This is a genomic window from Acinetobacter sp. A2, assembly GCF_012371325.1.
Classification (GTDB): Bacteria; Pseudomonadota; Gammaproteobacteria; order Pseudomonadales; family Moraxellaceae; genus Acinetobacter.
This window is the reverse complement of sequence record NZ_JAAZQX010000038.1, coordinates 1-21,789: the sequence shown is the minus strand read 5'-3', so window position 1 is coordinate 21,789 and position 21,789 is coordinate 1. Positions and strand designations below refer to the sequence as shown.

General features: G+C 40.9%; 16 protein-coding genes and 4 pseudogenes. 14 read left to right on the top strand and 6 right to left on the bottom strand.

Going from position 1 to position 21,789, the window contains the following annotated elements; genetic code table 11:
- Nucleotides 1-591: 591 nt before the first annotated feature.
- The 10 genes and pseudogenes from lldP to HHA43_RS11650 all read left to right on the top strand — a co-directional run.
- A complete protein-coding gene (gene lldP, locus HHA43_RS11695; RefSeq protein WP_171525316.1) occupies nucleotides 592-2,262 on the top strand; it encodes an L-lactate permease in 1,671 nt (556 codons plus the stop codon).
- Between the two features lie 24 nt (nucleotides 2,263-2,286).
- Nucleotides 2,287-3,036, top strand: a complete 750-nt coding sequence (lldR, locus tag HHA43_RS11690; protein WP_005179260.1) for a transcriptional regulator LldR — start codon at nucleotides 2,287-2,289, stop codon at nucleotides 3,034-3,036.
- Entirely contained in the window at nucleotides 3,033-4,187 is a 1,155-nt protein-coding gene (gene lldD, locus HHA43_RS11685) for an FMN-dependent L-lactate dehydrogenase LldD (RefSeq protein WP_104470019.1), read from the top strand. Before lldR ends, lldD begins: the two co-directional genes overlap by 4 nt.
- Before the next feature lie 95 nt (nucleotides 4,188-4,282).
- Nucleotides 4,283-5,998, top strand: a complete 1,716-nt coding sequence (gene dld, locus HHA43_RS11680) for a D-lactate dehydrogenase (RefSeq protein WP_168461927.1) — start codon at nucleotides 4,283-4,285, stop codon at nucleotides 5,996-5,998.
- A gap of 49 nt (nucleotides 5,999-6,047) precedes the next feature.
- Complete coding sequence (locus HHA43_RS11675) at nucleotides 6,048-6,947, top strand: LysR family transcriptional regulator (protein ID WP_168418659.1); 900 nt, start codon at nucleotides 6,048-6,050, stop codon at nucleotides 6,945-6,947.
- A gap of 192 nt (nucleotides 6,948-7,139) precedes the next feature.
- Nucleotides 7,140-7,574, top strand: a pseudogene (locus HHA43_RS11670) (IS5 family transposase); the annotation flags it as partial.
- A gap of 122 nt (nucleotides 7,575-7,696) precedes the next feature.
- The gene (locus tag HHA43_RS11665; protein WP_168418658.1) at nucleotides 7,697-8,668 is read left to right on the top strand and encodes a diguanylate cyclase; all 972 of its coding nucleotides are present in this window, start codon (nucleotides 7,697-7,699) and stop codon (nucleotides 8,666-8,668) included.
- Nucleotides 8,669-8,701: 33 nt separating this feature from the next.
- Nucleotides 8,702-9,832: a DUF389 domain-containing protein gene (locus HHA43_RS11660; protein ID WP_168418657.1), complete on the top strand. Its 1,131-nt coding sequence runs from the start codon at nucleotides 8,702-8,704 to the stop codon at nucleotides 9,830-9,832.
- Nucleotides 9,833-10,061: 229 nt separating this feature from the next.
- A pseudogene (locus tag HHA43_RS13250) lies at nucleotides 10,062-10,208 on the top strand (diacylglycerol kinase); the annotation flags it as partial.
- Nucleotides 10,204-10,599, top strand: a pseudogene (locus HHA43_RS11650) (phosphatase PAP2 family protein); the annotation flags it as partial. The pseudogenes HHA43_RS13250 and HHA43_RS11650, both read left to right, overlap by 5 nt.
- Here the strand turns inward: HHA43_RS11650 and HHA43_RS11645 are convergent.
- Together HHA43_RS11645 and HHA43_RS11640 are read right to left on the bottom strand one after the other, a co-directional pair.
- Nucleotides 10,565-11,011, bottom strand: a pseudogene (locus HHA43_RS11645) (phosphoethanolamine transferase domain-containing protein); the annotation flags it as partial. The pseudogenes HHA43_RS11650 and HHA43_RS11645 sit on opposite strands and share 35 nt — an antisense overlap.
- A 222-nt stretch (nucleotides 11,012-11,233) precedes the next feature.
- Nucleotides 11,234-11,935, bottom strand: a complete 702-nt coding sequence (locus HHA43_RS11640) for a VIT1/CCC1 transporter family protein (protein ID WP_168461868.1) — start codon at nucleotides 11,933-11,935, stop codon at nucleotides 11,234-11,236.
- 286 nt (nucleotides 11,936-12,221) lie between these two features.
- Here HHA43_RS11640 and HHA43_RS11635 point away from each other — a divergent pair, with 286 nt between their 5' ends.
- Nucleotides 12,222-12,677: a universal stress protein gene (locus tag HHA43_RS11635; protein WP_168418653.1), complete on the top strand. Its 456-nt coding sequence runs from the start codon at nucleotides 12,222-12,224 to the stop codon at nucleotides 12,675-12,677.
- A gap of 503 nt (nucleotides 12,678-13,180) precedes the next feature.
- Nucleotides 13,181-16,468 (top strand): MASE3 domain-containing protein, encoded by a 3,288-nt coding sequence (locus tag HHA43_RS11630; RefSeq protein ID WP_323126723.1) that lies wholly within the window; start codon nucleotides 13,181-13,183, stop codon nucleotides 16,466-16,468.
- A gap of 65 nt (nucleotides 16,469-16,533) precedes the next feature.
- Here HHA43_RS11630 and HHA43_RS11625 read toward each other — a convergent pair whose 3' ends face one another.
- The 3 genes from HHA43_RS11625 to HHA43_RS11615 form a co-directional block, all read right to left on the bottom strand.
- Complete coding sequence (locus HHA43_RS11625) at nucleotides 16,534-17,025, bottom strand: flavin reductase (protein ID WP_168418651.1); 492 nt, start codon at nucleotides 17,023-17,025, stop codon at nucleotides 16,534-16,536.
- A gap of 226 nt (nucleotides 17,026-17,251) precedes the next feature.
- Nucleotides 17,252-18,280, bottom strand: coding sequence for a methionine synthase (locus HHA43_RS11620; protein WP_168418650.1), 1,029 nt, complete (start codon nucleotides 18,278-18,280; stop codon nucleotides 17,252-17,254).
- A 23-nt stretch (nucleotides 18,281-18,303) separates the two neighbouring features.
- Entirely contained in the window at nucleotides 18,304-19,281 is a 978-nt protein-coding gene (locus HHA43_RS11615; RefSeq protein ID WP_168461869.1) for a DUF1852 domain-containing protein, read from the bottom strand.
- Between the two features lie 359 nt (nucleotides 19,282-19,640).
- On the opposite strand from HHA43_RS11615, the gene xseA reads away from it, so the two are divergent.
- Together xseA and xseB are read left to right on the top strand one after the other, a co-directional pair.
- On the top strand, nucleotides 19,641-20,906 hold the full coding sequence (gene xseA / locus HHA43_RS11610; protein WP_168461870.1) for an exodeoxyribonuclease VII large subunit: 1,266 nt from the start codon (nucleotides 19,641-19,643) through the stop codon (nucleotides 20,904-20,906).
- The gene (xseB, locus tag HHA43_RS11605; protein ID WP_168418647.1) at nucleotides 20,896-21,096 is read left to right on the top strand and encodes an exodeoxyribonuclease VII small subunit; all 201 of its coding nucleotides are present in this window, start codon (nucleotides 20,896-20,898) and stop codon (nucleotides 21,094-21,096) included. The genes xseA and xseB overlap by 11 nt, the downstream gene beginning before the upstream one ends.
- Nucleotides 21,097-21,162: 66 nt before the next feature.
- On the opposite strand, the gene HHA43_RS11600 is transcribed toward xseB, so the two are convergent.
- Nucleotides 21,163-21,600 carry a DUF302 domain-containing protein gene (locus tag HHA43_RS11600; RefSeq protein WP_168542650.1) on the bottom strand — a complete coding sequence of 146 codons (438 nt, stop codon included), beginning with the start codon at nucleotides 21,598-21,600 and terminating at the stop codon, nucleotides 21,163-21,165.
- Between the last annotated feature and the right edge of the window lie 189 nt (nucleotides 21,601-21,789).

Below are 21,789 nucleotides of genomic sequence, written 5' to 3'. Positions count from 1 at the left end.
ACTACTGAATCGACATAGACAAAATGAGCACTTATGCAAATATTTGTCTATATTTTTAGTTATAGTTAATTACTCTTTGAATGGAAATTAAGATCAAGCATGGCGTTATTTTTTTCATTTATGCTTTTGATTAAGCATGAATATCCGTTCTCTTTTATATATTCATTGAGTCTGTAGCATACTCATCCGAGCCTTCTTTTAGGCTGTATATTGCTCAAGATTAACTCATGTCTAGAGTGAGTTTCATTCATCCAGTCTTTTAATAAGCGCTTAAATACATGAGTTATTCGACTAAAGTCGTAGTCACTTCAAGCCACATGACCAGCCCGCTAAAAATTTAAGAAAAAACAAAGTTTAAATTTTTCTGCTAGCGATTTTTGCGTGCAGGGATATCCATATTTATCATAATAATTGGTATGACCATTAAAATAATAAATCAGACCAATGTTGACATTTGAATGAATAAAATTATTATTTGTGAGCGATATTGAGTGTTTTGGTGTTTTTTATCTCAATATTGGTCAGACCAAAATTAGAACTTTACCTCTATGCTTAGACCTATGTTTACGTTTGAGTGAGCATTTCAAGGAGATGACAATGCTTCAACATTGGCAACAGATCTATGATCCAATGGCAAATATTTGGATTTCGAGTCTAATTGCATCAATCCCGATTATTTTTTTCTTTTTGGCACTGGCTGTATTTCGCTTAAAGGGAAGTGTTGCGGGAACAATTACGGTGATTTTGGCGTTATTAGTGTCTTTATTTGCCTATGGCATGCCAGCACCAATGGCTTTTGCTTCATTGATCTATGGATTTTTCTACGGTTTGTGGCCAATCGCATGGATTATTATTGGCGCATTATTCTTATATAAAATCTCTGTAAAAACAGGGCAATTTAACATTATTCGCTCATCTATTCTTTCGATTACAGAAGATCAGCGTCTCCAGATGCTATTAGTCGGCTTTGCGTTTGGGACATTTTTAGAAGGTGCAGCGGGCTTTGGGGCGCCAGTGGCAATTACTGCAGCGTTATTGGTGGGTTTAGGTTTTAAACCCTTATACGCTGCGGGTTTATGCTTGATTGTGAATACCGCACCAGTTGCGTTTGGTGCAATGGGTATTCCAATTATTGTGGCAGGTCAGGTTTCAGGTGTAGAAACCATGGAAATTAGCCAGATGGTTGGACGTCAGTTGCCATTTATGGTGCCTATTGTGCTGTTCTGGATTATGGCAATTATGGATGGCTGGCGCGGTGTGAAAGAAACTTGGCCTGCAGTGTTGGTGGGTGGTGGTGCTTTTGCGATTGCACAATACTTGACCTCTAACTTTGTTGGACCTGAGTTACCAGACATTACAGCTGCAATTGCCTCTTTGATTAGTTTAACGGTCTTATTTAAATTCTGGCAGCCAAAACACATTTTCCGTTTTAGCGATGCAGACACAAAAGTAGATGCCAACTTGGTTGCAGAACAACAGCAAAAATACAGCATAGGGCAGATTGTTAAAGCATGGTCACCCTTTGCAGTGTTAACGGTGATGGTCACCATTTGGAGCATCAAACCGTTTAAAGATTTATTTGCCAAAGATGGGGCAATGCACGACTGGGTAATTTCCATCAAGGTGCCATTTTTACATCAATTGGTGCAAAAAATGCCGCCTGTAGTGGCAGATGTCAAAGACTACGATGCGATCTTTAAGTTCGATTGGCTGAGTGCAACAGGGACTGCAATTATGATTGCGGCTGTCATCACCATCATTTACTTAAAAATGAAACCGCGCGAAGCTGTTGAAACTTTTGCAGAAACCATCAACGAGCTAAAAACACCAATTTATTCGATTGGAATGGTGTTGGCTTTTGCTTTTATTGCCAATTATTCAGGCATGTCTGCGACTTTGGCACTGGCTTTGTCACACACAGGCAATGCTTTTACATTCTTCTCGCCATTTTTAGGTTGGATTGGAGTGTTCTTGACAGGTTCAGATACATCAGCCAATGCCTTATTTGCTGCCTTGCAAGCCACAACTGCACAGCAAATTGGTGTGCCAGAAGTTCTGTTGGTTGCTGCCAATACCAGTGGTGGAGTAACAGGCAAAATGATTTCACCACAATCGATTGCAATTGCCTGTGCGGCAGTGGGTTTAGTCGGAAAAGAATCGGATTTATTCCGCTTTACCGTGAAACACAGTATCACGTTTACCGTAATGATCGGTATTATTATCACTCTACAAGCTTATGTGTTCCCATGGATGATTCCATAACCACATGCACAAGAGGATAGCCGCATGAAAGTTTCCGACAAAGTTGTTCAAGACCTGCGCACACTGGTTGAAAAAAATCAGATGCAAGTCGGAGACCGATTGCCTGCCGAAAGAAAGTTGTGTGAACAACTCGGGGTTTCCCGTTCCTCTTTGCGTGAGGCTATTCAGCAATTGACCAGTCAGGGCATGCTGGTCAGCAAAGTTGGAGCGGGTACTTTTTTGCAACAGCTGCCAACCAATTGGTCGCAATATCAAATTGTGCAGCCTTTAAGTAACCTGATTGATGAAGATCCTGCTTATCGTTTTGATGTGCAGGAAGCACGAATGGTGCTTGAAGGTGGTACGGCATGGTATGCCGCACAGCGGGCAACCGCTGAGGATTTGAAAAAAATCCGTGCTTGTTATGAGCAAATCGCCCATTTTCAAATTTTGGGTGATGATGATCAGGCGGCAATTGCCGATGCCAAGTTTCATTTGGCAATTGCCGAGGCATCGCACAATTTGGTGCTTATTCAAATGATGCGCGGCTTATTTGATTTGTTGCAATACAACGTGGTTTTGGGTCGACGTAAAGTTTATACCGAAGCCCACCGTTTCGATCAGTTGCATGATCAGCATTTTCAAGTGATGGATGCAATTGAACGTCAGGATCCAGAAGCTGCCCGTGCGGCAGTGTGTGGACATATTGAATTTGTAGTTCAACAAGTACGCATGATAGACGAGGAAGATGCGCGTCGTCAGCGTGCGAGTCGATTAAACAGGATAGCGCCATGATTATTTCTTCTGCGAATGATTACCGCGAAGCAGCTAAACGCCGTTTACCGCCATTTTTATTTCACTATATAGATGGAGGTGCGTATGCGGAACAAACGCTAAAAAGAAATGTAGAAGACCTTTCACAAATTGCCTTGCGCCAACGTGTATTAAATGACATGTCGGCTTTAAGTTTAGAAACCACGTTATTTAATGAAACTTTGTCGATGCCTGTGGCTTTGGCGCCAGTCGGTTTAACAGGTATGTATGCGCGCCGTGGTGAAGTACAGGCTGCGGTAGCAGCAGACAAAAAGGGTATTCCGTTTACATTATCTACCGTGTCGGTGTGTCCAATTGAAGAAGTGGTACCTGCCATTTCTCGCCCAATGTGGTTTCAGCTCTATGTGTTACGTGACCGTGGCTTTATGCGCAATGCTTTGGAACGTGCCAAAGCAGCTGGCTGTTCAACATTGGTTTTTACAGTAGATATGCCTGTGCCTGGTGCACGTTATCGTGATGCACATTCAGGCATGAGTGGGCCAAATGCGGCCATGCGCCGTTATATGCAAGCAGTGATGCATCCAAACTGGGCGTGGGATGTGGGTTTACTCGGCCGCCCACATGATTTGGGCAATATCTCCAAATACTTGGGCAAGCCGACTGGACTGGAAGATTATATTGGTTGGTTGGGCAATAACTTTGATCCATCCATTTCATGGAAAGACCTAGAGTGGATTCGTGAATTTTGGGATGGCCCGATGGTGATTAAAGGCATTTTAGACCCTGAAGATGCCAAAGATGCAGTCCGCTTTGGTGCCGATGGTATTGTGGTATCGAATCACGGTGGGCGTCAGTTAGATGGTGTGTTATCTACTGCACGTGCCTTGCCACCCATTGCCGATGCTGTCAAAGGCGATTTAAAAATTCTGGTAGATTCAGGCATTCGTAACGGTTTAGATGTAGTACGTATGCTGGCCATGGGTGCCGATACTTGTATGCTCGGTCGAGCCTTTATTTATGCATTGGGTGCAGCAGGCGGTGCAGGAGTGAGTAATTTACTTGAACTGATGGATAAAGAAATGCGGGTGGCAATGACCTTAACAGGTGCCAAGAATATTCAGGCCATTACTTCAGATTGTCTGGTGCGACTTGAGCGTGAGCTGAAAGACTAATTTGCAAACATGGGCGATGAATCCATAACTTTAAAAGTTTGGCTTGATTGCTCAATTGTATTTTCTTCACCATTGGAATTCAGGACGTGCACACCATGCCACAGACAAATTCATCAACAGCACAATTTGATGCTGCAGCGACACTCAAAAATTTGGTTGATATTGTGGGAAAAGCGCATGTATTGACCCATGAATCGGATACTCGTTTATATCGTCAAGGGCGACGTTTTGGTGAGGGGCAGGTTTTTGCGGTGGTCACGCCAGGTTCTTTATTGCAGCAGTGGCAAGTGTTGCAAGTGGCAGTGGCGGCAGACTGTATCATTATTATGCAGGCCGCCAATACAGGACTGACTGGTGGTTCGACCCCTTTTGGTGATGATTATGACCGTCCTGTTATTCTGATAAATACTCAGCGTTTAAAAGGCATTCAGCTGATTAATGATGCTAAGCAAGTGATTTGTTTACCTGGAGCTACGTTGGATGCATTGGAGCAGCAATTGGCACCACACCAACGTGAGCCACATTCAGTGATTGGTTCATCTTGTATTGGCGCTTCAGTTTTGGGTGGAGTATGCAACAATTCAGGTGGTGCTTTGGTTAGACGAGGTCCTGCCTATACCGAATTGGCCTTATACGCTCAAGTTAATGCTGCTGGCGAGTTGGTGTTGATCAATCATTTAGGGGTAAATTTAGGTACTAATCCAGAAGAAATTCTGACCCGATTGGAACAGCAACAATATACCGCAGAAGATATTGAATACTCAGAACACTGCTGTGCTTCAGATCAGCGTTATGTGCATGATGTTGCACAAGTTGATGCTGATACCCCTGCACGTTTTAATGCCGATCCAAGCCGTTTATTTGAAGCATCGGGTTCTGCAGGAAAAGTTTGTGTATTTGCCGTGCGCTTGGATACTTTTGAAAAAATCCCGAGTCAGGTGTTTTATATTGGCACCAATCAACAGGATGATTTAACCGCCATCCGCCGTTTTTTATTGCGTGATTTACCCCGTGTTCCAATTGCAGGCGAGTATATCCACCGTGTTGCCTATGACATTGGCGCAGAATATGGCAAAGACAGTTTCTTGTTTATTGAGAAATTTGGCACCAGTAAAGTACCTGCCGCTTTTGCCATGAAAGATAAAGTCGATGGTGTGCTGAGCCGTTGGGGCATGCGCGGGCTGTCCGATAAAGTTTTGCAAATGTTCACGAAGCTGTTGCCTAATCATTTACCTGAACGGATGAATCAATTTCGTGATTTGTACGAGCATCATTTAATTTTACGTATTGAGCAGCAAGATGTTGCAGCAGTACAGCAATTTTTACTGGATTACTTTATTACACGCAGTTCAGGCAGTTTCTTTCTGTGTAATGAGGATGAAGGACGTAAAGCCTTTTTGCATCGTTTTGCTGTGGCGGGTGCAGCAATTCGTTACCGCGATACGCATCGAGATGAAGTTGAAGACATTGTTGCCTTAGACATTGCTCTAAGACGTAATGATTCGCAATGGGTTGAAAATTTACCCGAAGAATTGGAGCGGGCGATTATACATAAGTTGTATTACGGACATTTTTTGTGTCATGTCTTTCATCAGGACTATATCATTCAAAAAGGGGTAGACCCGTTGGCCATGGAACATCAAATGTGGTCATTGCTTGATGCTCGTGGCGCAGAGTATCCTGCTGAACATAATGTTGGACATTTATATGTGGCGAAACCTGCATTAAAGCAGCATTATCAAAAGTTAGATCCAACCAATAGTTTTAATGTGGGTATTGGACATAGCTCTAAATTAAAATCTTGGCGCTAATTGAGGATGAAAACTGAGCAGTGAAAATCGATTCTAAGGAAAGATTAATATGTTTAAGTTAGACAGCAAACTGCTACAGATTTTTTATTATGTATATAAATTAAAAAATGTATCAGCTGCAGCAGATGCTCTAGGTATGAGCCAACCTGCGGTAAGTAACTGCTTAAATAAAATTCGTCAGCATTTTAATGATCCCTTATTTTTGAGGGTGGGCAATGAAATGCTGCCTACAGAATTGGCAAAACAGATTTTTTCTCCAATTAGTGAAATTATTAATAAAATAGAAACGGTCAATAATTTTAAGGTAGATTTTGATCCGACACATTCAGATCAATTATTTACTTTAGCGATGACAGATGTTTCACATTTAGTATTGTTGCCTAAACTGAGTCGATATTTAAAAGAACATGCACCCACGGTCAGAATCAAAATTCGTCCAATTACCCGTGAAACCAGTTATCAAATGGCAAATGGTGAAATTGATTTTGCCATTGGTTTTTTACCTGAGTTAGAACAAGGTTTTTATCAGCAACAGTTATTCTTGCAATATTATATTGTGTTGTGTCGTAAGGATCATCCAAGAATTTGTGAAAATAGTTTAGATGTGAATGCGTATATCCGTGAATCGCATGTCGATGTGGATACCAGTATCGGGCATTATCATATTGAAAATGAATTAAGTAATTTAGGGTTAAAGCGAAATATTTTAATGAGTATCCCAAGTTATTTGGGTGTAGGTTTAATTGTGCAAGAAACCGATATGATTGCGACCGTACCTTATTATTTAAGTGAGGTACTATTAGCCCGTGGCAATTTAAAAGTTGTAAATGCACCTTTAAGTTTTCCAACTTATCCAGTAAGACAGTATTGGCATACTTCATGCCACCATCAAACCAGTCATCAATGGCTCAGAAAAGTGATTTATAATTTATTTAGTCAGCAGCCATAATGAAAGTGTAATTTCAGATGATGACCTATAAATATTTAATGGGTCATCATCTAAGAATATTGTAGTTAAATTATAAAGCGATCACATTAAATTTTTGACCACGATTTTGGCTGCAATGATGCATTTGCATTTTTCCATGGCTTTGTTGCACAAACCTATCTGTAAAGGCTTTTTCAGCGATATAATTTTCAAATGAAGAAGCCTACACACAAAATCTACCGCACAACCAATTGGCCCGCATATAACCGAGCACTCATGAGTCGCGGAAATATTGCCATTTGGTTTGATCCTGCTACGCAATGGTATGCTCCATCAAAAGGCAAACAAGGGCGAAATCAAACCTACTCCGACGCAGCTATCCAATGCTGCTTAATGATTAAATCCTTATTCCGTCTATCTTTACGTATGGTCACTGGCTTTGTGCAAAGTCTGATTAAACTTTGCGGATTAAATTGGACCGCTCCAGATTACACCACGCTTTGTAGAAGACAAAAGCATATTGATATTGTAATCAGCTACCAAAAAAGTAGCGATGGGCTGCATCTACTCATGGACTCTACAGGCATGAAGTTTCTAGGTGAGGGCGAATGGAAACGCAAGAAACATGGACCTGAATATCGTCGCCAATTAGGTCGACCACTTACCCAAGTTACGCCTTAAATTTTGCTCAATTAGGGGCGCTTTGCATTTCAAATCTTTGTGCAACAAAGCCACTGCTGTCTAATCAGTATGATTATAAAAATAGCTATATGTATGTTGTTGATCAACATGATCGAATTATTTTCCACCCAGATGAAAAACGTATTGGTGATAAAATTGTCAATAATACTGGTTTGGGCTATATAAGAAAAAATAAAAGTGGTTCTATAAGATTGGTGGATAGTCGAGGTGTTGATAACTTAGCAGGTTTTGCACATATCCCAAGTGTGAACTGGACAGTAATATCTCAACAGCCTACAGATGAATTGTTTGCTAAAGCGAATACTTTAATTTTAGAAGTATCTTTGGGTATTTTTATTTTCTACTTATTTATTTTTATCTTGATTTGGTGGATTTCTAATTTTATTGCTTCACCACTGAATCGTTTGGCTAGAATGGCAAGTATGCTGAATCAGCCAGATATTCAATATAAAATTAAAGAGGTCGATCCTTGGTATTTTGAGGTTTTAAAGTTTAGAACGTCACTGTTGCTCAGTTCTGAAACGTTTAGTCACCGAATTTCAGAATTAAAGCAACATGTAAATACAGACCCACTGACAGGTTTGTATAATCGTCGTGGTATGCAACTTTTTTTAAATGAATTAATTGATACGCGGACTGAATTTGCAGCCTTAGCCATAGATATTGATTTCTTTAAAAGGGTCAATGATCAATATGGGCATGCTAAAGGTGATTTAGTGTTGCAGACACTTGCACGATTTATGCAAGATAATTTCAGAGAGCATGATATTTGTTGCCGTAGTGGTGGTGAAGAGTTTGTTGTGTTAATGACCACAGGCGAGCCAAGTGTGGCGTATAAAGCCGCAGAGCGTCTGCGCAAAACCATGCAGGAAAGCACTATTCATGACATGGGGCAAATCACGATCTCTATAGGCATTTCTTTCTGGCCTAAAGACGCACTAGATGTCTCTGAAGTTTTGGAGATAGCTGACAATAAGTTGTATGAAGCAAAACACAGTGGGCGTAACTGCACACGTTCTACGGCTGAGCTGGAATCTTAAGGTTATACCTGCTTAGCCTAACCGAGGCAGAAGATGGATAAAGATCAAGAAGCAACCATTGTGGTAGATGATGGCCCTGAACAAGAAAAATACGAGTTGCTCAAGGAAAAACTCAAATATAAACAAGCGGCCAGAGAAAACTCCAAGAAAATTGATCATAAACAGGTGCGTCTGAATATTCAGGCCGATGCGCTGCCAAGTAAAACCTTTTTTATTATGAATGCTTTGGCTGCTGTTATTGCAGGTTATGGCTTATTGTCAAATTCAGCTGCAGTGGTCATTGGTGCAATGTTAGTAGCGATGATGCTTGGGCCAATATCGGGGATTGCGCTAGCTTTTATTGATAACCGCTGGTTGTTGTTTAAAACAGCATTCAAAACCTTGGTGCTTGGCGTGGTTATGATTGTTGTGATTGGTGTGGTGTTGGGTTTAATCAATATTAACCTTCCAATTACCCATGAAATTTTATCTCGCACTCAACCTACCATTATGGATTTGATGATTGCACTTGCTGGTGGTGCAGCGGGTGCATTTGCAGCAGTTTCTCCACGTCTGTCGGTGGCTGTGGTTGGGGTTGCGGTCGCAACAGCTTTGGTTCCACCTTTGGTGGCGAGTGGTATTTTATTGGCCCATTTGGAATGGAAACATGCAGCCAATGCGGTATTATTGGCTATGACCAATATTGTTGCCATACAAATTAGTTCTTCACTTGTATTGTGGATGGCTGGTTTTAGACGTGGTTCAGATGAAGAAGTGCAGAGTAATGTACTCGAATTCATAAAAAGAAACGCAATGAGTTTAATTTTTTTATTGGGTTTAGGAGTTTATTTAACATTTAATTTTCTTTTTATGCTCAATAAGCAACTTTATGAAAACCATATAGAAACGACCATTGCTGAACAATTGAATCAGCATAATAATTTAATTGATACGGTACAGTTTGACCGTCGTAGTGACATGACTTTGGTTCGGGTAGTTTTACGTGGTGATCTTGCTCCTCAAGCACAGCAAATTTCAGATTTGAATCAGAAATTAAAACAAGACCCAAGAGGCAAACCAAGTATGGTACAGGTGCGTTTTATTCCAGTACAAATTATTCAGGCGAAGGAAAGTCCTGAATTTGATATGAAAAAAGTGGAAGCTGAGCAGTTGGTGCAACCGTGAGTTTTAGCGGTAGGGTGATCCAAAACTTAAAATATTCTGATATTGAAAAAGGTGAGATTTTTTCTAAAACAATGATTTTTAGATATTAAAAAGTTATAGATCCTAGTTTTTTTCAATATCCCACGATGGAACAAGAATTATTTTTAATAAATTAACCCCACTGCAATTAAGCCAGTTTTAAGATGAATCCTCTAGCATGAGTCACCTTCATTTAGAATGTGACGGAATGATGCTTCCTCGTTCTCCCTATAAAGGCACAATTGGTGTGCAACGAATTCTCAATGCCGCTCGTTATTCATGGGCTGGATTAAAAACGGCGTTTACCCAAGAAGCTGCCTTTCGGCAAATTGTGTTGCTCAATCTAATTTTAATTCCATCCACGCAGGGAATTTGGGTATTTCTTTATTATGGTGATGCTCGCAACAAGCACAATTGCTATTTTAAAATCACAATCGGCGCATGCCTGCCCATGGGATATGGCAGTGGCTACAACGCAGGGAATTTTATGGGACTTAAGTGCTACCACAGGGTATTGTTTCCCAGGTGGCCATGCTTCAAGCGGTTTTGCATTATTGGTCGGATATTTTATTTATCGCACTACACGGCCTAAGCGGGCATATTTTTTTCTACTTGCCGCTTTGATTTTAGGTTTTGCCATGGGCTGGGCACAAATGATGCGCGGGGCGCATTTTTTAAGCCATACGCTTTGGACGGGCTGGATTATTTGGGGCTTAGGGGAGCAATCACCAATAGGGTGCTCCAAATGATCAAGCGTATAGACCACAAATCACGCACTTCACGTACATCGGTTTGCAGCATATTCTGAATTTGGTCAGGCGTGATGACAACACCTAAACTATTCACAAAATAGGCACTAAAACCGCCCACCACAATGAAGATACTGGCCATTATTTTGGCATTCCAGCGCCAGTTCAGCCACTGCAATAACAGATGATACGCCGCCACAATCACAAGCACTGTTGCGATTAATAAGCCAGTGGCTTTGACACCCTGATACGGGGTAAATTGATGAATTTTTTCATAAAATCCATAGTTTAAGACCACACCCAGCCACACAGCTAGCAGTAAATTGAACTTCAACAATGAAATAGATGGAGCGCCCCATCTAAATCTCGAAAAAATAGAAGGTGTGTGGTGGGGTTGTGGCTGTTGAGTCATCGTCATGCAATCGAAGATGTTGTGAGATGCTTTAGCCTAGAATTGCAAACTTAAGCTTGGCTTAAAATGATTTTAAAAATTGTGTAAAGCACGTAGGGCTATTGTGTAGCAATGCAGTCGGTTTAGAGAAAAATAAGCATTTTAAGAATGAATTTAACTTGTTTAGAGATCAAGCAGCCCTTTCTATGGTTAGATTAAGGGCTGCTTTAACTGAATTTAAAACTAGGCAACAGCGACATGGAACATTGAGCCAATCCATGAACTGAACAACATGGCCACAATACCCCACACCATGACGCGCAAAGCACCTTTCCACATGCTTGCACCACCTACATAGCTCGCCAAAGCTCCCATGATGCCTAAACTGATTACACCTACCAACATAACGCCTTTAGCGAGTTGTTGTTCTGGCAACAGTAGAATGGAGACTAATGGAAACAGTGAACCTACAGTAAATGCCAAGGCCGATGAAAATGCCGCCATAAAAGGTTGGGCAGAGGTATGTTCTAAAATTCCAATTTCATCACGTGCATGCGCATCTAAAGCATTATGTGCAGTTAATTGTTGCGCTACTTGTTCGGCAAGTTTTTCATCTAAACCACGCAACATATAAATATTCTTAAGCTCTTTTAGTTCGTGTTCAGGATGCAATTCTAACTCACGTGCTTCCATGGCAAGGTCATTTTGTTCAATGTCTTGTTGCGATTTGACCGAAATATATTCCCCTGCGGCCATAGAGGCTGCACCTGAAATTAAACCTGCAATACAAGTGACCAATAAAGTTTGTGAAGAGGCACCACTGGCTGCCATGCCGACCACTAAGCTGGTGACTGAAATAATCCCATCATTTGCACCCAATACTGCAGCGCGTAACCATCCAGAGCGTTCAATATAATGTTTTTCGCGGTGGTAAGAATGCGGCATAGAAAACTCTCTTGTTATTTAATTTTCATCAATGGATATGTGATTTATAGCATAAATCATTCTATAAAATTTATCGTAATAAATCGTCAAATCAGGGGCAGTCTCGCTGCGAAATTTGATTGTAATTTCAGGCAATCTGTGCGGTATCCATATTTTTGTATTGGTGAGAACATCGCAGGCGAGCACAGTTTGTAAAGCAACAGGCTCCTTGTAAATTGATCAATAGACTGTAAGATGAACGTCATTGTACTGAACATAAATTGATAAATTTAAAGGGGAAATTCAAATGTCATTTCAGAATATTTTAGTACCTGTAGATGGTTCCAAAATTTCTTTAGCAGCGGTACAGCATGCTGCTGAAATTGCCAAAGCCTGTAATGGTGAATTGACCCTGATTAGCCTCGTGGCAGAAGACCCGTATAAAGATTTAGATTTTGCCTATTACTATGTTTCTGCGCCAATGAAAGAATATTTTGTACAAGTTTATGCCAATGCAGAAAAAGCTTTGCAACAAGCCAGTGATATTGCTGCAAGTGTTGGTGTAGATGCGCAAACCCGAGTGATTAAAAGTTTATCTATTGGACAGAGTATTGTGTCGCTCGCTACAGAACTGGAAGCCGATTGTATTGTTATGGGGTCGCATGGCCGTACAGGAATGCAAAAAATGTTATTGGGTAGTGTGGCTGCGCATGTATTGGGTTCTACGCAATTGCCAGTATTGGTGGTGAAGGCTGAAGCATAAAGCAAGCCTTTGCTAGATCAGTATTGATAGATACACACTCCAGTGAAATTATTCTACATTATTAAGTGAAACTTAAGTTTGAGTGAAAACAAGCTGCATAAATAGCCGGTGATTTGAAATTAGTGTCTGTTTGATATGATGCAAATTCAGAATTAAATTATTGAAAAGTTGCATAAATTTGGCAAAATGTAGGGGTGGGATTTAATTTTACAAAGCGGTAGTCCCTGATGTATTGGGGCTGTAGGTGTAAGTCGTGCTTTAAAATACTTTAGGGTATGGATGTGCGATTTTATTCAATACCATGAGGTTATCTCATAGGGGAAATATTATGGCTAAATCATCTCGTGACCAGTTATCACCAGATGTATTCGACTTAAAGTCGTTTATTTCTCCTTATATGATGATCTTGACGCCCACCTATTTTGCAGTGCTGATTTGGTGTAGGTAGCAATCGTTCGCTTGGTTTTTTATTCACCCATACACTAGCTGAATTAATTTCAATTGTGATTGCGGTTACAACCTTGATTGTGACCCTCATTTCTCGGCATTTTACTCGAAACTATTTTGTGGTGTTTATTGCCATCGCAATTGGTTGGTGTGGACTGATTGACTTATTCCACACGTTACTTTTTCAAGGCATGCAACTGCTGCCGATTGAAAGTGCAAACCCTGCCACTCAGCTTTGGATAGCAGCACGATTGTTGCAAGCTTTTGCTATGTTAGCCGCGCCGTTTATGCTCACCCGTGCCATTAAGCCATTGCAGCTGAATGTATTTTTTGGGGTGGTGAGCATTTCACTGGTGGTTGCCATTATGCAAGGGTATTTCCCAGCCGCCTTTGTGGATGGGCAGGGGCTCACATCCTTTAAAATTTATAGTGAATATCTGATTATTGCGGTTTTGGCAGTCGCTCTGGTTTATTTATGGCAACGCCGTAAATACTTAAATCCAAAACTGACCTTTGGTATTAGCTTGTCCATGCTCACCATGATGGCTTCGGAATTTACCTTTACTCAATATGTATCGATTTATTCAGATGCCAATTTATGGGGGCATGTACTCAAGGTTTATTCGTACTGGTTTATTTATATTGCCTTAGTGGAATCGACCCTGAAAGAGCCGTTTAGCATGTTGTCAAAAGCAGCAAGCACTTATGACACCATTCCAGACCCAACCTATATTGTAAAAGCCAATCAAACAATTCAGCAGGCAAATTTAGCAGCTACACGTGTGCATGGTAGGTCTGCAGCACGCTTAGTGGGTTGTTCTGTACATGAATTATTGCATGATCCGCGCGTGCTTGCTGAAAACTGCCCTGTATGTTCACGTTTAAATCAAAAACCACATGAGTTTTTGGTACAACTGGCTTTGCCCGATCAGAAAACCATTGAATGTCATGTCGCACCTTTTACCGAGCGTTTAGGTCAAAAAACCGTGTGGGTGATGGTGGTTCGTGATGTAACACAACGTGAGCGATTACTCCGAGATTTACGTGATCGGGTAAAAGAAGTACGTTGCTTAAATCAGATTAATCAGTTGTGTAATGAGCATAAAGCCGACATGGCAGATTTGCTTGGTAAAGCGTTAAAGATTATTCCTTCAGGCTTTTCACACCCTGAACAGCTGCGCATTAATATTGAAAGTGAATGGGGCAATTTAGGCGACGCCCGTACGACTGAAAATCAGTCTGAGTTGCAATCTGTATTTCAGCATCAACAACAAAGCTTTGGTATGCTCAGAATTTGGTATGAGCAGCCTGAGCTGATGCCCGAATTTACGCCAGAAGAACAAAATTTAATTGATCATATTTGCAGTCAAATTACAGAGGTCTATAGTCGCTTAAAGTCCCAAGCACGTGTGGAGCGCTTGACCTATTTATATCAATTATCTAGTGAAACAAACCGTGTCATTGCACATAGCAAAAACCAACATGGTTTGTTAAAAGAACTACAGCATGTGTTATTGCGTTTAGGTAGCTTTGACAAAATCTTTATTGCCATGAAGCTAGATAGCCATGCAGATCAAATGCTGTCTATAGAATTTCATCACAATATTGATGCACACATCCTGATGACGCTGCAGCAGGCATTGAACCAAGAAGCGCCATATCCACTGCAAAAAGTGAAAAACAGCAGTGCCGATATTGATGTGTATACCTATGTTTTAAATGATGATCAGTATGAAAATGCATCGCAGGAATACCAAGCGTGGCGTCGCTATTTAAAACAAGAAAAAATCTGCCAAGCAGCACTAACGCCGTTGATGTTTCAAGGATATTTCTGGGGCTTAATTGGACTCTATACCACAAGTAGTGATGAGTTTGACCATGAGCAAATTCAGTTATTACAAAATCTGTCTAAAGATATCTCATCGGCTTTAGCGCGTTTTTCTGCAGAACAACAGCGACAGCTTGCCGAAAGTCGTTCTAAGCAAATGGAACAACGCTTTGAAGAAGTGTTTTTTCAATCACCTGTGCCAATGCAAATTATTTCCTTGGCAAATGAACGCATTGTGGCGGTCAATTTAGCTTATGAAAACTGGCTTGGATATAAAGGCGATGAGCTAGTCACCCGTGAGCATTGGGTGAAAAAAGTTGCACCCGATGAAAAGTTGCAACAGTTTATGCAACACAATTGGCATGATGCGATTCTGGCAGCGAAACAGGGTAAACAGATTCAATTCCCTGAAATTAGCTTAATTGCTAAAGATGGAAGTTTGCGTATTGCACATCGTACATTGGCAATTGTTGGACAAGACGCCATTGTGGCTTGGACAGATTTAACCACCATCCGCCAAACTGAGCAGGCATTAATTGACAGTGAACAGCGTTTCCGTGGCATGGTTGAAAAAACCGTGGTGGGGATGTATGTGCAGCGCGACAACTACTATTTATATGTGAACCCAAGCTATTCTGAAATGTTGGGTTGGTCGGTTGATGAGTTGATTGGTCAATATGTATTTGATTTTATAGATCAAACACCAGAAAATCTTGAGGTGATTCGGCATGCAGAGGAACAGGTACAAGCGGGTGGACGTTCAAACGTGTCTTGCACTGTTGCCATGTGCCATAAAAATGGGCAAATCCGCGCCTTTGCACTACATGCACGTATGATTATTTGGGATGATGGCTTGCCTGCCACAATTGTCATGGCACAAGACATTACCGAACAAAAAGAAGCCGAAGAGCAAATTGCTAAATATGTGAAACAACTCGAAGACACCATGTACGGCACCTTGCAAGCGGTATCGACTATGGTAGAAATGCGAGACCCATATACTGCGGGTCATGAGCGACGTGTCGGCCTAATTGCCAGTGCAATTGCCAAAGAAATGGGGTGGGATGATAAGCGTTGTTTACAAATGGAAGAAATTGGCTTGGTGCATGATATTGGTAAAATTTCGATACCTTCAGAAATTTTAACCAAGCCTTCACGCTTAACCCCAATTGAAATGGAAATGATGAAAGGGCATGCGCAAGCAGGTTATGACATTTTAAAAGATGTGCCATTTATTATACCGATTGCAGATATTATTGGGCAGCACCACGAGCGTATGGACGGGACAGGTTATCCAAATGGCTTAAAAGGTGATGAAATTCTACCTGAAGCACGCGTGCTGACTGTGGCAGATGTGATTGAATCTATGGCATCACACCGTCCATACCGACCTGCCTTGGGGGTAGAAGTGGCATTGGCTGAAATTATGCGTGGACGCGGTACCATTTACGATACAGAGGTGTGTGATGCTGCGTTACGTTTATTTAATGAAAAAGGCTATACCTTGCCCAACTAATCCAGATAAGTGGCTTGTTGGTCTCGCATGAGCAAATCGGCTGCTTTAATATTTTCTGACTGAGTTTAAAGCATCGATGCTTGTCCAACATGGTGATAAGCACGATTAAAATACACCAAACCTTGCTCATGTGGGCTATGTTGAATTGCGACAATACGGCAAATAAAAATAGTGTGTGTGCCAACTTCTTGCGTTTGCTCGATTTGACAATCAAAACTGACCAACGCATCTTCTAGTACGGGTGCGCCTGTTTTAAGTTTGGTCCAAGTGGCGTGTTCAAAGCGTTCTTCTGAACTCATTTTGGAAGAAAACACATTTGAAAGATGCTGATGATGTGCACCCAGAACGTTCACACTCAAAATTTTATTTTCTATAAAATGTAGATGTGAACGTGCAGCCTGATTCATACAGACCAATAGCGTTGGTGGTGTATCTGTCACACTGCATACCGCAGATGCAGTAAATCCATGCTGACCAGAGGCTCCCGATGTGGTCACGACATTTACCGCACCTGTTAACCAAGACATTGCATTTTTAAAGTCAGTTGCTTCAACCATTACTTTGTTCCTAAGCTCCTCATTAGAACTTTCAGCATTGCTCTATAAATAAATCAAGAATCATCATGTGCTGTGTCACATGAGTAAGAATTTAAATGAGGCTGTGGATATTACGATGTGATGAATGGCATTTTAACTGCGCTGTTAGACTGGGAAATGACACCCGATTTAACAGCCCAGTTTGCCTGAACCCATCAGAAAATTGCAGAAAGATGAGTGCGCAGTTTTAGAAAGCAAGTTCGTTTCTGAGCAATGCTGCACCTGCAGTTAAAGCCTGCATTTTGCTTCGGGCGACATTGCGTGGTAAAGGTGCCATTCCGCAGTTGGTTGAAGGGTAGAGTTTGTCTGCATCTACAAACTGCAATGCCTTGCGTAATGTGTCAGCCACTTCTTCAGCTGTTTCAATTTGATGTGTTGCAACATCAATAGCCCCCACCATGACTTTTTTGCCACGGATTAGTTCAATGAGCTCAAGTGGCACACGTGAATTGTGACATTCTAGTGAAACAATGTCGATGTTGGAGCTTTGTAGTTTAGGGAATACTGCTTCGTATTGACGCCATTCTGAACCGAGTGTTTTTTTCCAGTCTGTGTTGGCTTTGATGCCATAACCGTAGCAAATGTGCACAGCGGTTTCACATTTCAGACCTTCAATGGCACGTTCTAAGGTCGCGATGCCCCAGTCATTAACTTCATCAAAAAACACATTAAAAGCAGGCTCATCAAACTGGATAATGTCGACACCTGCGGCTTCCAGTTCTTTAGCTTCCTGATTCAGAATTTTGGCAAATTCCCAGGCGAGTTTTTCACGGCTTTTATAATGTGCATCGTACAAGGTATCAATCATGGTCATAGGGCCAGGCAACGCCCATTTGATTGGCTGATTGGTTTGCTGACGTAAAAATTTGGCATCTTGCACAAATACAGATTTAGGACGGGTCACTTCACCCACAACTGTTGGAACGCTAGCATCGTAACGATTACGAATACGCACCGTCTCACGTTGCTCAAAATCGACACCATTTAAGTGTTCAATAAAAGTGGTAACAAAGTGCTGACGGGTTTGCTCACCATCACTGACTATATCAAGGCCAGCCTGTTGTTGTTCATGTAAAGCGACAATCAGTGCATCTTGTTTACCTTCAAGCAGTTGCTCATCTTGTAATTTCCAAGGCGACCAAAGCTTTTCTGGTTCTGCAAGCCATGCAGGTTTAGGCAGGCTACCAGCGGTAGATGTAGGCAATAAAATTTTCATAATCAATCATCTATTTGGGTCAGTTAAGCAACGTAGTTGGCAGCCCATTGTTCAAGAATGGCTTTGTGAGGCTTGATAAAACTTTCTTCGGTAAATTTACCTTGTTGAATCGCAAGTTGTGTGCGTTCTTCACGGTCATATACAATTTGAGTCAATGAATAATCTTGATAGTTCAAACTTGGCTGATAGCACTGACCTGCAACCGAATTGGCATTGTAAATTTCTGGGCGGTAAATCTTTTGGAAAGTTTCCATGGTGCTGATGGTACTGATTAACTCAAGATTGCTGTAATCACTCAGTAAGTCACCTGTGTAGTAGAAAGCAAAAGGCGCAACGCTATTTGGCGGCATGAAATAACGTACTTGTAAGCCCATTTTTTTGAAATATTCATCGGTAGGTGAAAATTCATTTTGCTGATATTCCACGCCCAAGATCGGGTGTTGATTTTCAGTACGATGATAAGTTTTGCTGCTGGAAACGCTTAAGCAAATGACAGGCAACTTTTTGAAGTGATCTTGATACGCTTTCGAGTTTAAGAAGCTTTTAAAGATTTTTCCGTGTAAATCCCCAAAATTTTCTGGTGTACTGAATTGATTACGATTCTGATTGTGTTCACGCAGTAAAACACTGAAATCATAATCCCGTACATAAGATGAAAAACTGTTACCCACAATACCTTCAATACGTTGATTCTTGTAATGATCGACAATTGTGGTTTTTAAGACTTCAATCGTTGGGAATGTCTTGCCGTTGCCCTCTACATCAATATCCACAGAAACAATTTCAATTTCAACCGTGTAACGATCGCCGTTTGGGTTATCCCAACGAGCTAAATCATTGAAACGGTTGTTGATCATCTTTAACGTCTTGCGCAGATTTTCTTGACGACTTTCTCCACGCGCCAAATTCGCAAAGTTAGTGGTGAGGCGTGTATTCGCAGATGGATGATAATTTTCATCAAAACGAATGGTTTTTAGTGTAAATGTAAACTCTTGACTCATGATGATCGAATACCTAAATTTCTGTGAAAAACCTGAATTTTATTCACGCTGTTTTGGGAGTTGCTAAATGCTGTTTTGGCATTCTCCAATCAGTTGCATGCTTGTTTTACAGGCTAAATCACATGGTTTAATCAAAAACTAACGATAAATATGTGTGTCGTTAAAAGCATGAGCAGATTTATACCTCAATCAAAACATGAATAAAAATGATTTAATCTCAGTCGTAAGTGAATTAAATTCACTTATGTGTTTTAAGTAATGAAAACCATGCCAAATGGCTCAGCTTTAGATTGAGTTTTAATCATGTGAATGTGCAAATAATTTTGTAAGATAGCGGAGATTCGTTTTGTATTTAAGATATGTCAGATTTTCAGCTCAGCCTCAGTGAATACCTAGCAACGGTTCAAGAAGTCATCCAGTTGACCTTTGATGAAGCTGTGTGGGTAAAAGCCGAAATACGCAATCTGAATATCAAAGCAGGGCATTATTATCTTGAATTGGCTGAAAAAGATGAAGACAGCCATAAAGTCGTGGCAAGTTGTAAGGCCACCATTTGGAAATTTACCGCACAAAAAATTGTTTTAAAATTTGAACGTGAAAGTGGTATAGAGCTTACAAAAGACCTGAATGTGCTGATTAAAGTCAAAGCACGTTTTGACCCGCAATATGGTTTTTCGGTCAATATTGAAGAAATTGATTCAAGTTTTACGCTGGGTGATTTAGCCAAACGCTATCAGCAAATTTTACAGCGCCTGACCATAGAAGGTTTAATTCATAAAAATAAACAGTTAGCTGCACCTTTTGATATACAAAATGTACTGGTGATTGCACCTGAAAATGCGGCAGGTTTAGGAGATTTTAAAAAAGACGCCGATGTTTTGGCTCGTGCGCAGGTCTGTCACTTTGTTTATCATTCTGCGACTTTTCAAGGGAATACTGCTCCTCAAAGTATTATGTCTGCTTTAGCGACTGCATTGAAACAGTGGGTCGTGGATTACTCAACCGCACCAGACTTAATTGTAATTATTCGGGGTGGCGGTGCAGTTAATGACTTGGCCTATTTGAATGATTATGAACTTGCGGCTTTATTATGCAAACGCAGTGTGCCTATTTGGGTGGGCATTGGCCATGAAAAAGACCGTACTATTTTAGATGAAATCGCACATCGCTCATTTGATACGCCTAGCAAAGTGATTGCAGGGATTCGCAATTTAATTGTGGAGCGTGTCAATGAAGCGAATAGTGCATTACAAACCATCAAATTGGTATCACAACATCAATTGGTGGCCTATCAAAGTCAAAATGATCAATGCTTACAGCGTGTTAAAACACTGGCTCAACAGCATATTGCAGAAGCACAGCGCAGCATTGAAGACCTAAAAAATAATCATCAATATTTTGCCCAGCAACAGATTAAACTTGCTTCGACCCAGATTGAAACATTAATGCGTGAGACTTTATTACAGAACCCGAAAACAGTTTTGGCAAAGGGATATGCAATTGCAAGAAGCAAGGGTAAGGCCATTCGTTCAGTGCAGCAAATTACAGATCAACACATTCAAATTGAATTACAGGATGGCAAAATTGATGCCACCGTACAGCAGGTACACGCCCATGAATCATGAAGAACTGAGCTTTAAGCAAGGCTATGAAATTCTGAAGAAAAATGCAGAATTGTTGGAAGCACAAGAACAGCCAGATATTGATAACCTGATGAATCTTGTTGAAGAATCTATGCAGGCCTATAAAGCTTGTAAAGCTAGAATAGATGCGGTGCAGCAAGCATTGAACGATACCTTTAAGGAAACATCTTAAAGGTAATTTTATTTGTTAAAACATTGCTTTAACTTTGCCAAAGCAAACGCATCTATCTTCAATTGATTAACGGCTTTCAACTAAACTTTTAACCAAAGCTTCCACAGGGCTTAACTTTTCTTTTAATTCTTGCGGTAAATTCAAGTCGTTCACAGGATGCATGAGTACCTCAACGCGTTCACCGTTTTGACGAATTAGCACTCTTAAAGGCAAATCTAGTGCAACATCTGGAGCAGAGAGCATGAGCGGTGTTCCTGCTTTAGGATTACCGAAAATCAAAACCGTTGTTGCTGGCATGCTTAGAGCAACGTTGTTGGCCTGAGCTGCATGGTCAATTTCAGCAAAGATATGCATCCCTTTTGCAGCCAAGCCGTCACGTAAATGCGTTACGGTTTCTTTAAATTCACGATGACTTTGCATGTGCAAAAGTTCACCTGCTTGTACAAAACTCATGCTACCTCCCATCATTACGGCAGAAATTACGATTGCTTTTAAAAACTTCATTTTTATCTCCTGAATTCTGTATTGTGTACGCTGTGTTATGACAATTCTGGGAATTTTCCATAATTTTGAATAGTTCATTGAAACGGATTTTAAGCTTTTATGCATCTGGTAAGGTAATCCTCCCATAAATAACCGAAGTTAAAAGTAGAGGTTAAGCAGCCATTAGAGGTGGCTTTCCTTTGTTAGCTT

Excerpts from the sequence above, each read along its gene's own strand:
- lldP (WP_171525316.1), top strand. The coding sequence starts at position 592 with ATGACAATGCTTCAACATTGGCAACAGATCTATGATCCAATGGCAAAT.
- lldR (WP_005179260.1), top strand. The coding sequence starts at position 2,287 with ATGAAAGTTTCCGACAAAGTTGTTCAAGACCTGCGCACACTGGTTGAA.
- lldD (WP_104470019.1), top strand. The coding sequence starts at position 3,033 with ATGATTATTTCTTCTGCGAATGATTACCGCGAAGCAGCTAAACGCCGT.
- dld (WP_168461927.1), top strand. The coding sequence starts at position 4,283 with ATGCCACAGACAAATTCATCAACAGCACAATTTGATGCTGCAGCGACA.
- HHA43_RS11675 (WP_168418659.1), top strand. The coding sequence starts at position 6,048 with ATGTTTAAGTTAGACAGCAAACTGCTACAGATTTTTTATTATGTATAT.
- HHA43_RS11665 (WP_168418658.1), top strand. The coding sequence starts at position 7,697 with ATGTATGTTGTTGATCAACATGATCGAATTATTTTCCACCCAGATGAA.
- HHA43_RS11660 (WP_168418657.1), top strand. The coding sequence starts at position 8,702 with ATGGATAAAGATCAAGAAGCAACCATTGTGGTAGATGATGGCCCTGAA.
- HHA43_RS11640 (WP_168461868.1), bottom strand. The coding sequence starts at position 11,935 with ATGCCGCATTCTTACCACCGCGAAAAACATTATATTGAACGCTCTGGA.
- HHA43_RS11635 (WP_168418653.1), top strand. The coding sequence starts at position 12,222 with ATGTCATTTCAGAATATTTTAGTACCTGTAGATGGTTCCAAAATTTCT.
- HHA43_RS11625 (WP_168418651.1), bottom strand. The coding sequence starts at position 17,025 with ATGGTTGAAGCAACTGACTTTAAAAATGCAATGTCTTGGTTAACAGGT.
- HHA43_RS11620 (WP_168418650.1), bottom strand. The coding sequence starts at position 18,280 with ATGAAAATTTTATTGCCTACATCTACCGCTGGTAGCCTGCCTAAACCT.
- HHA43_RS11615 (WP_168461869.1), bottom strand. The coding sequence starts at position 19,281 with ATGAGTCAAGAGTTTACATTTACACTAAAAACCATTCGTTTTGATGAA.
- xseA (WP_168461870.1), top strand. The coding sequence starts at position 19,641 with ATGTCAGATTTTCAGCTCAGCCTCAGTGAATACCTAGCAACGGTTCAA.
- xseB (WP_168418647.1), top strand. The coding sequence starts at position 20,896 with ATGAATCATGAAGAACTGAGCTTTAAGCAAGGCTATGAAATTCTGAAG.
- HHA43_RS11600 (WP_168542650.1), bottom strand. The coding sequence starts at position 21,600 with ATGAAGTTTTTAAAAGCAATCGTAATTTCTGCCGTAATGATGGGAGGT.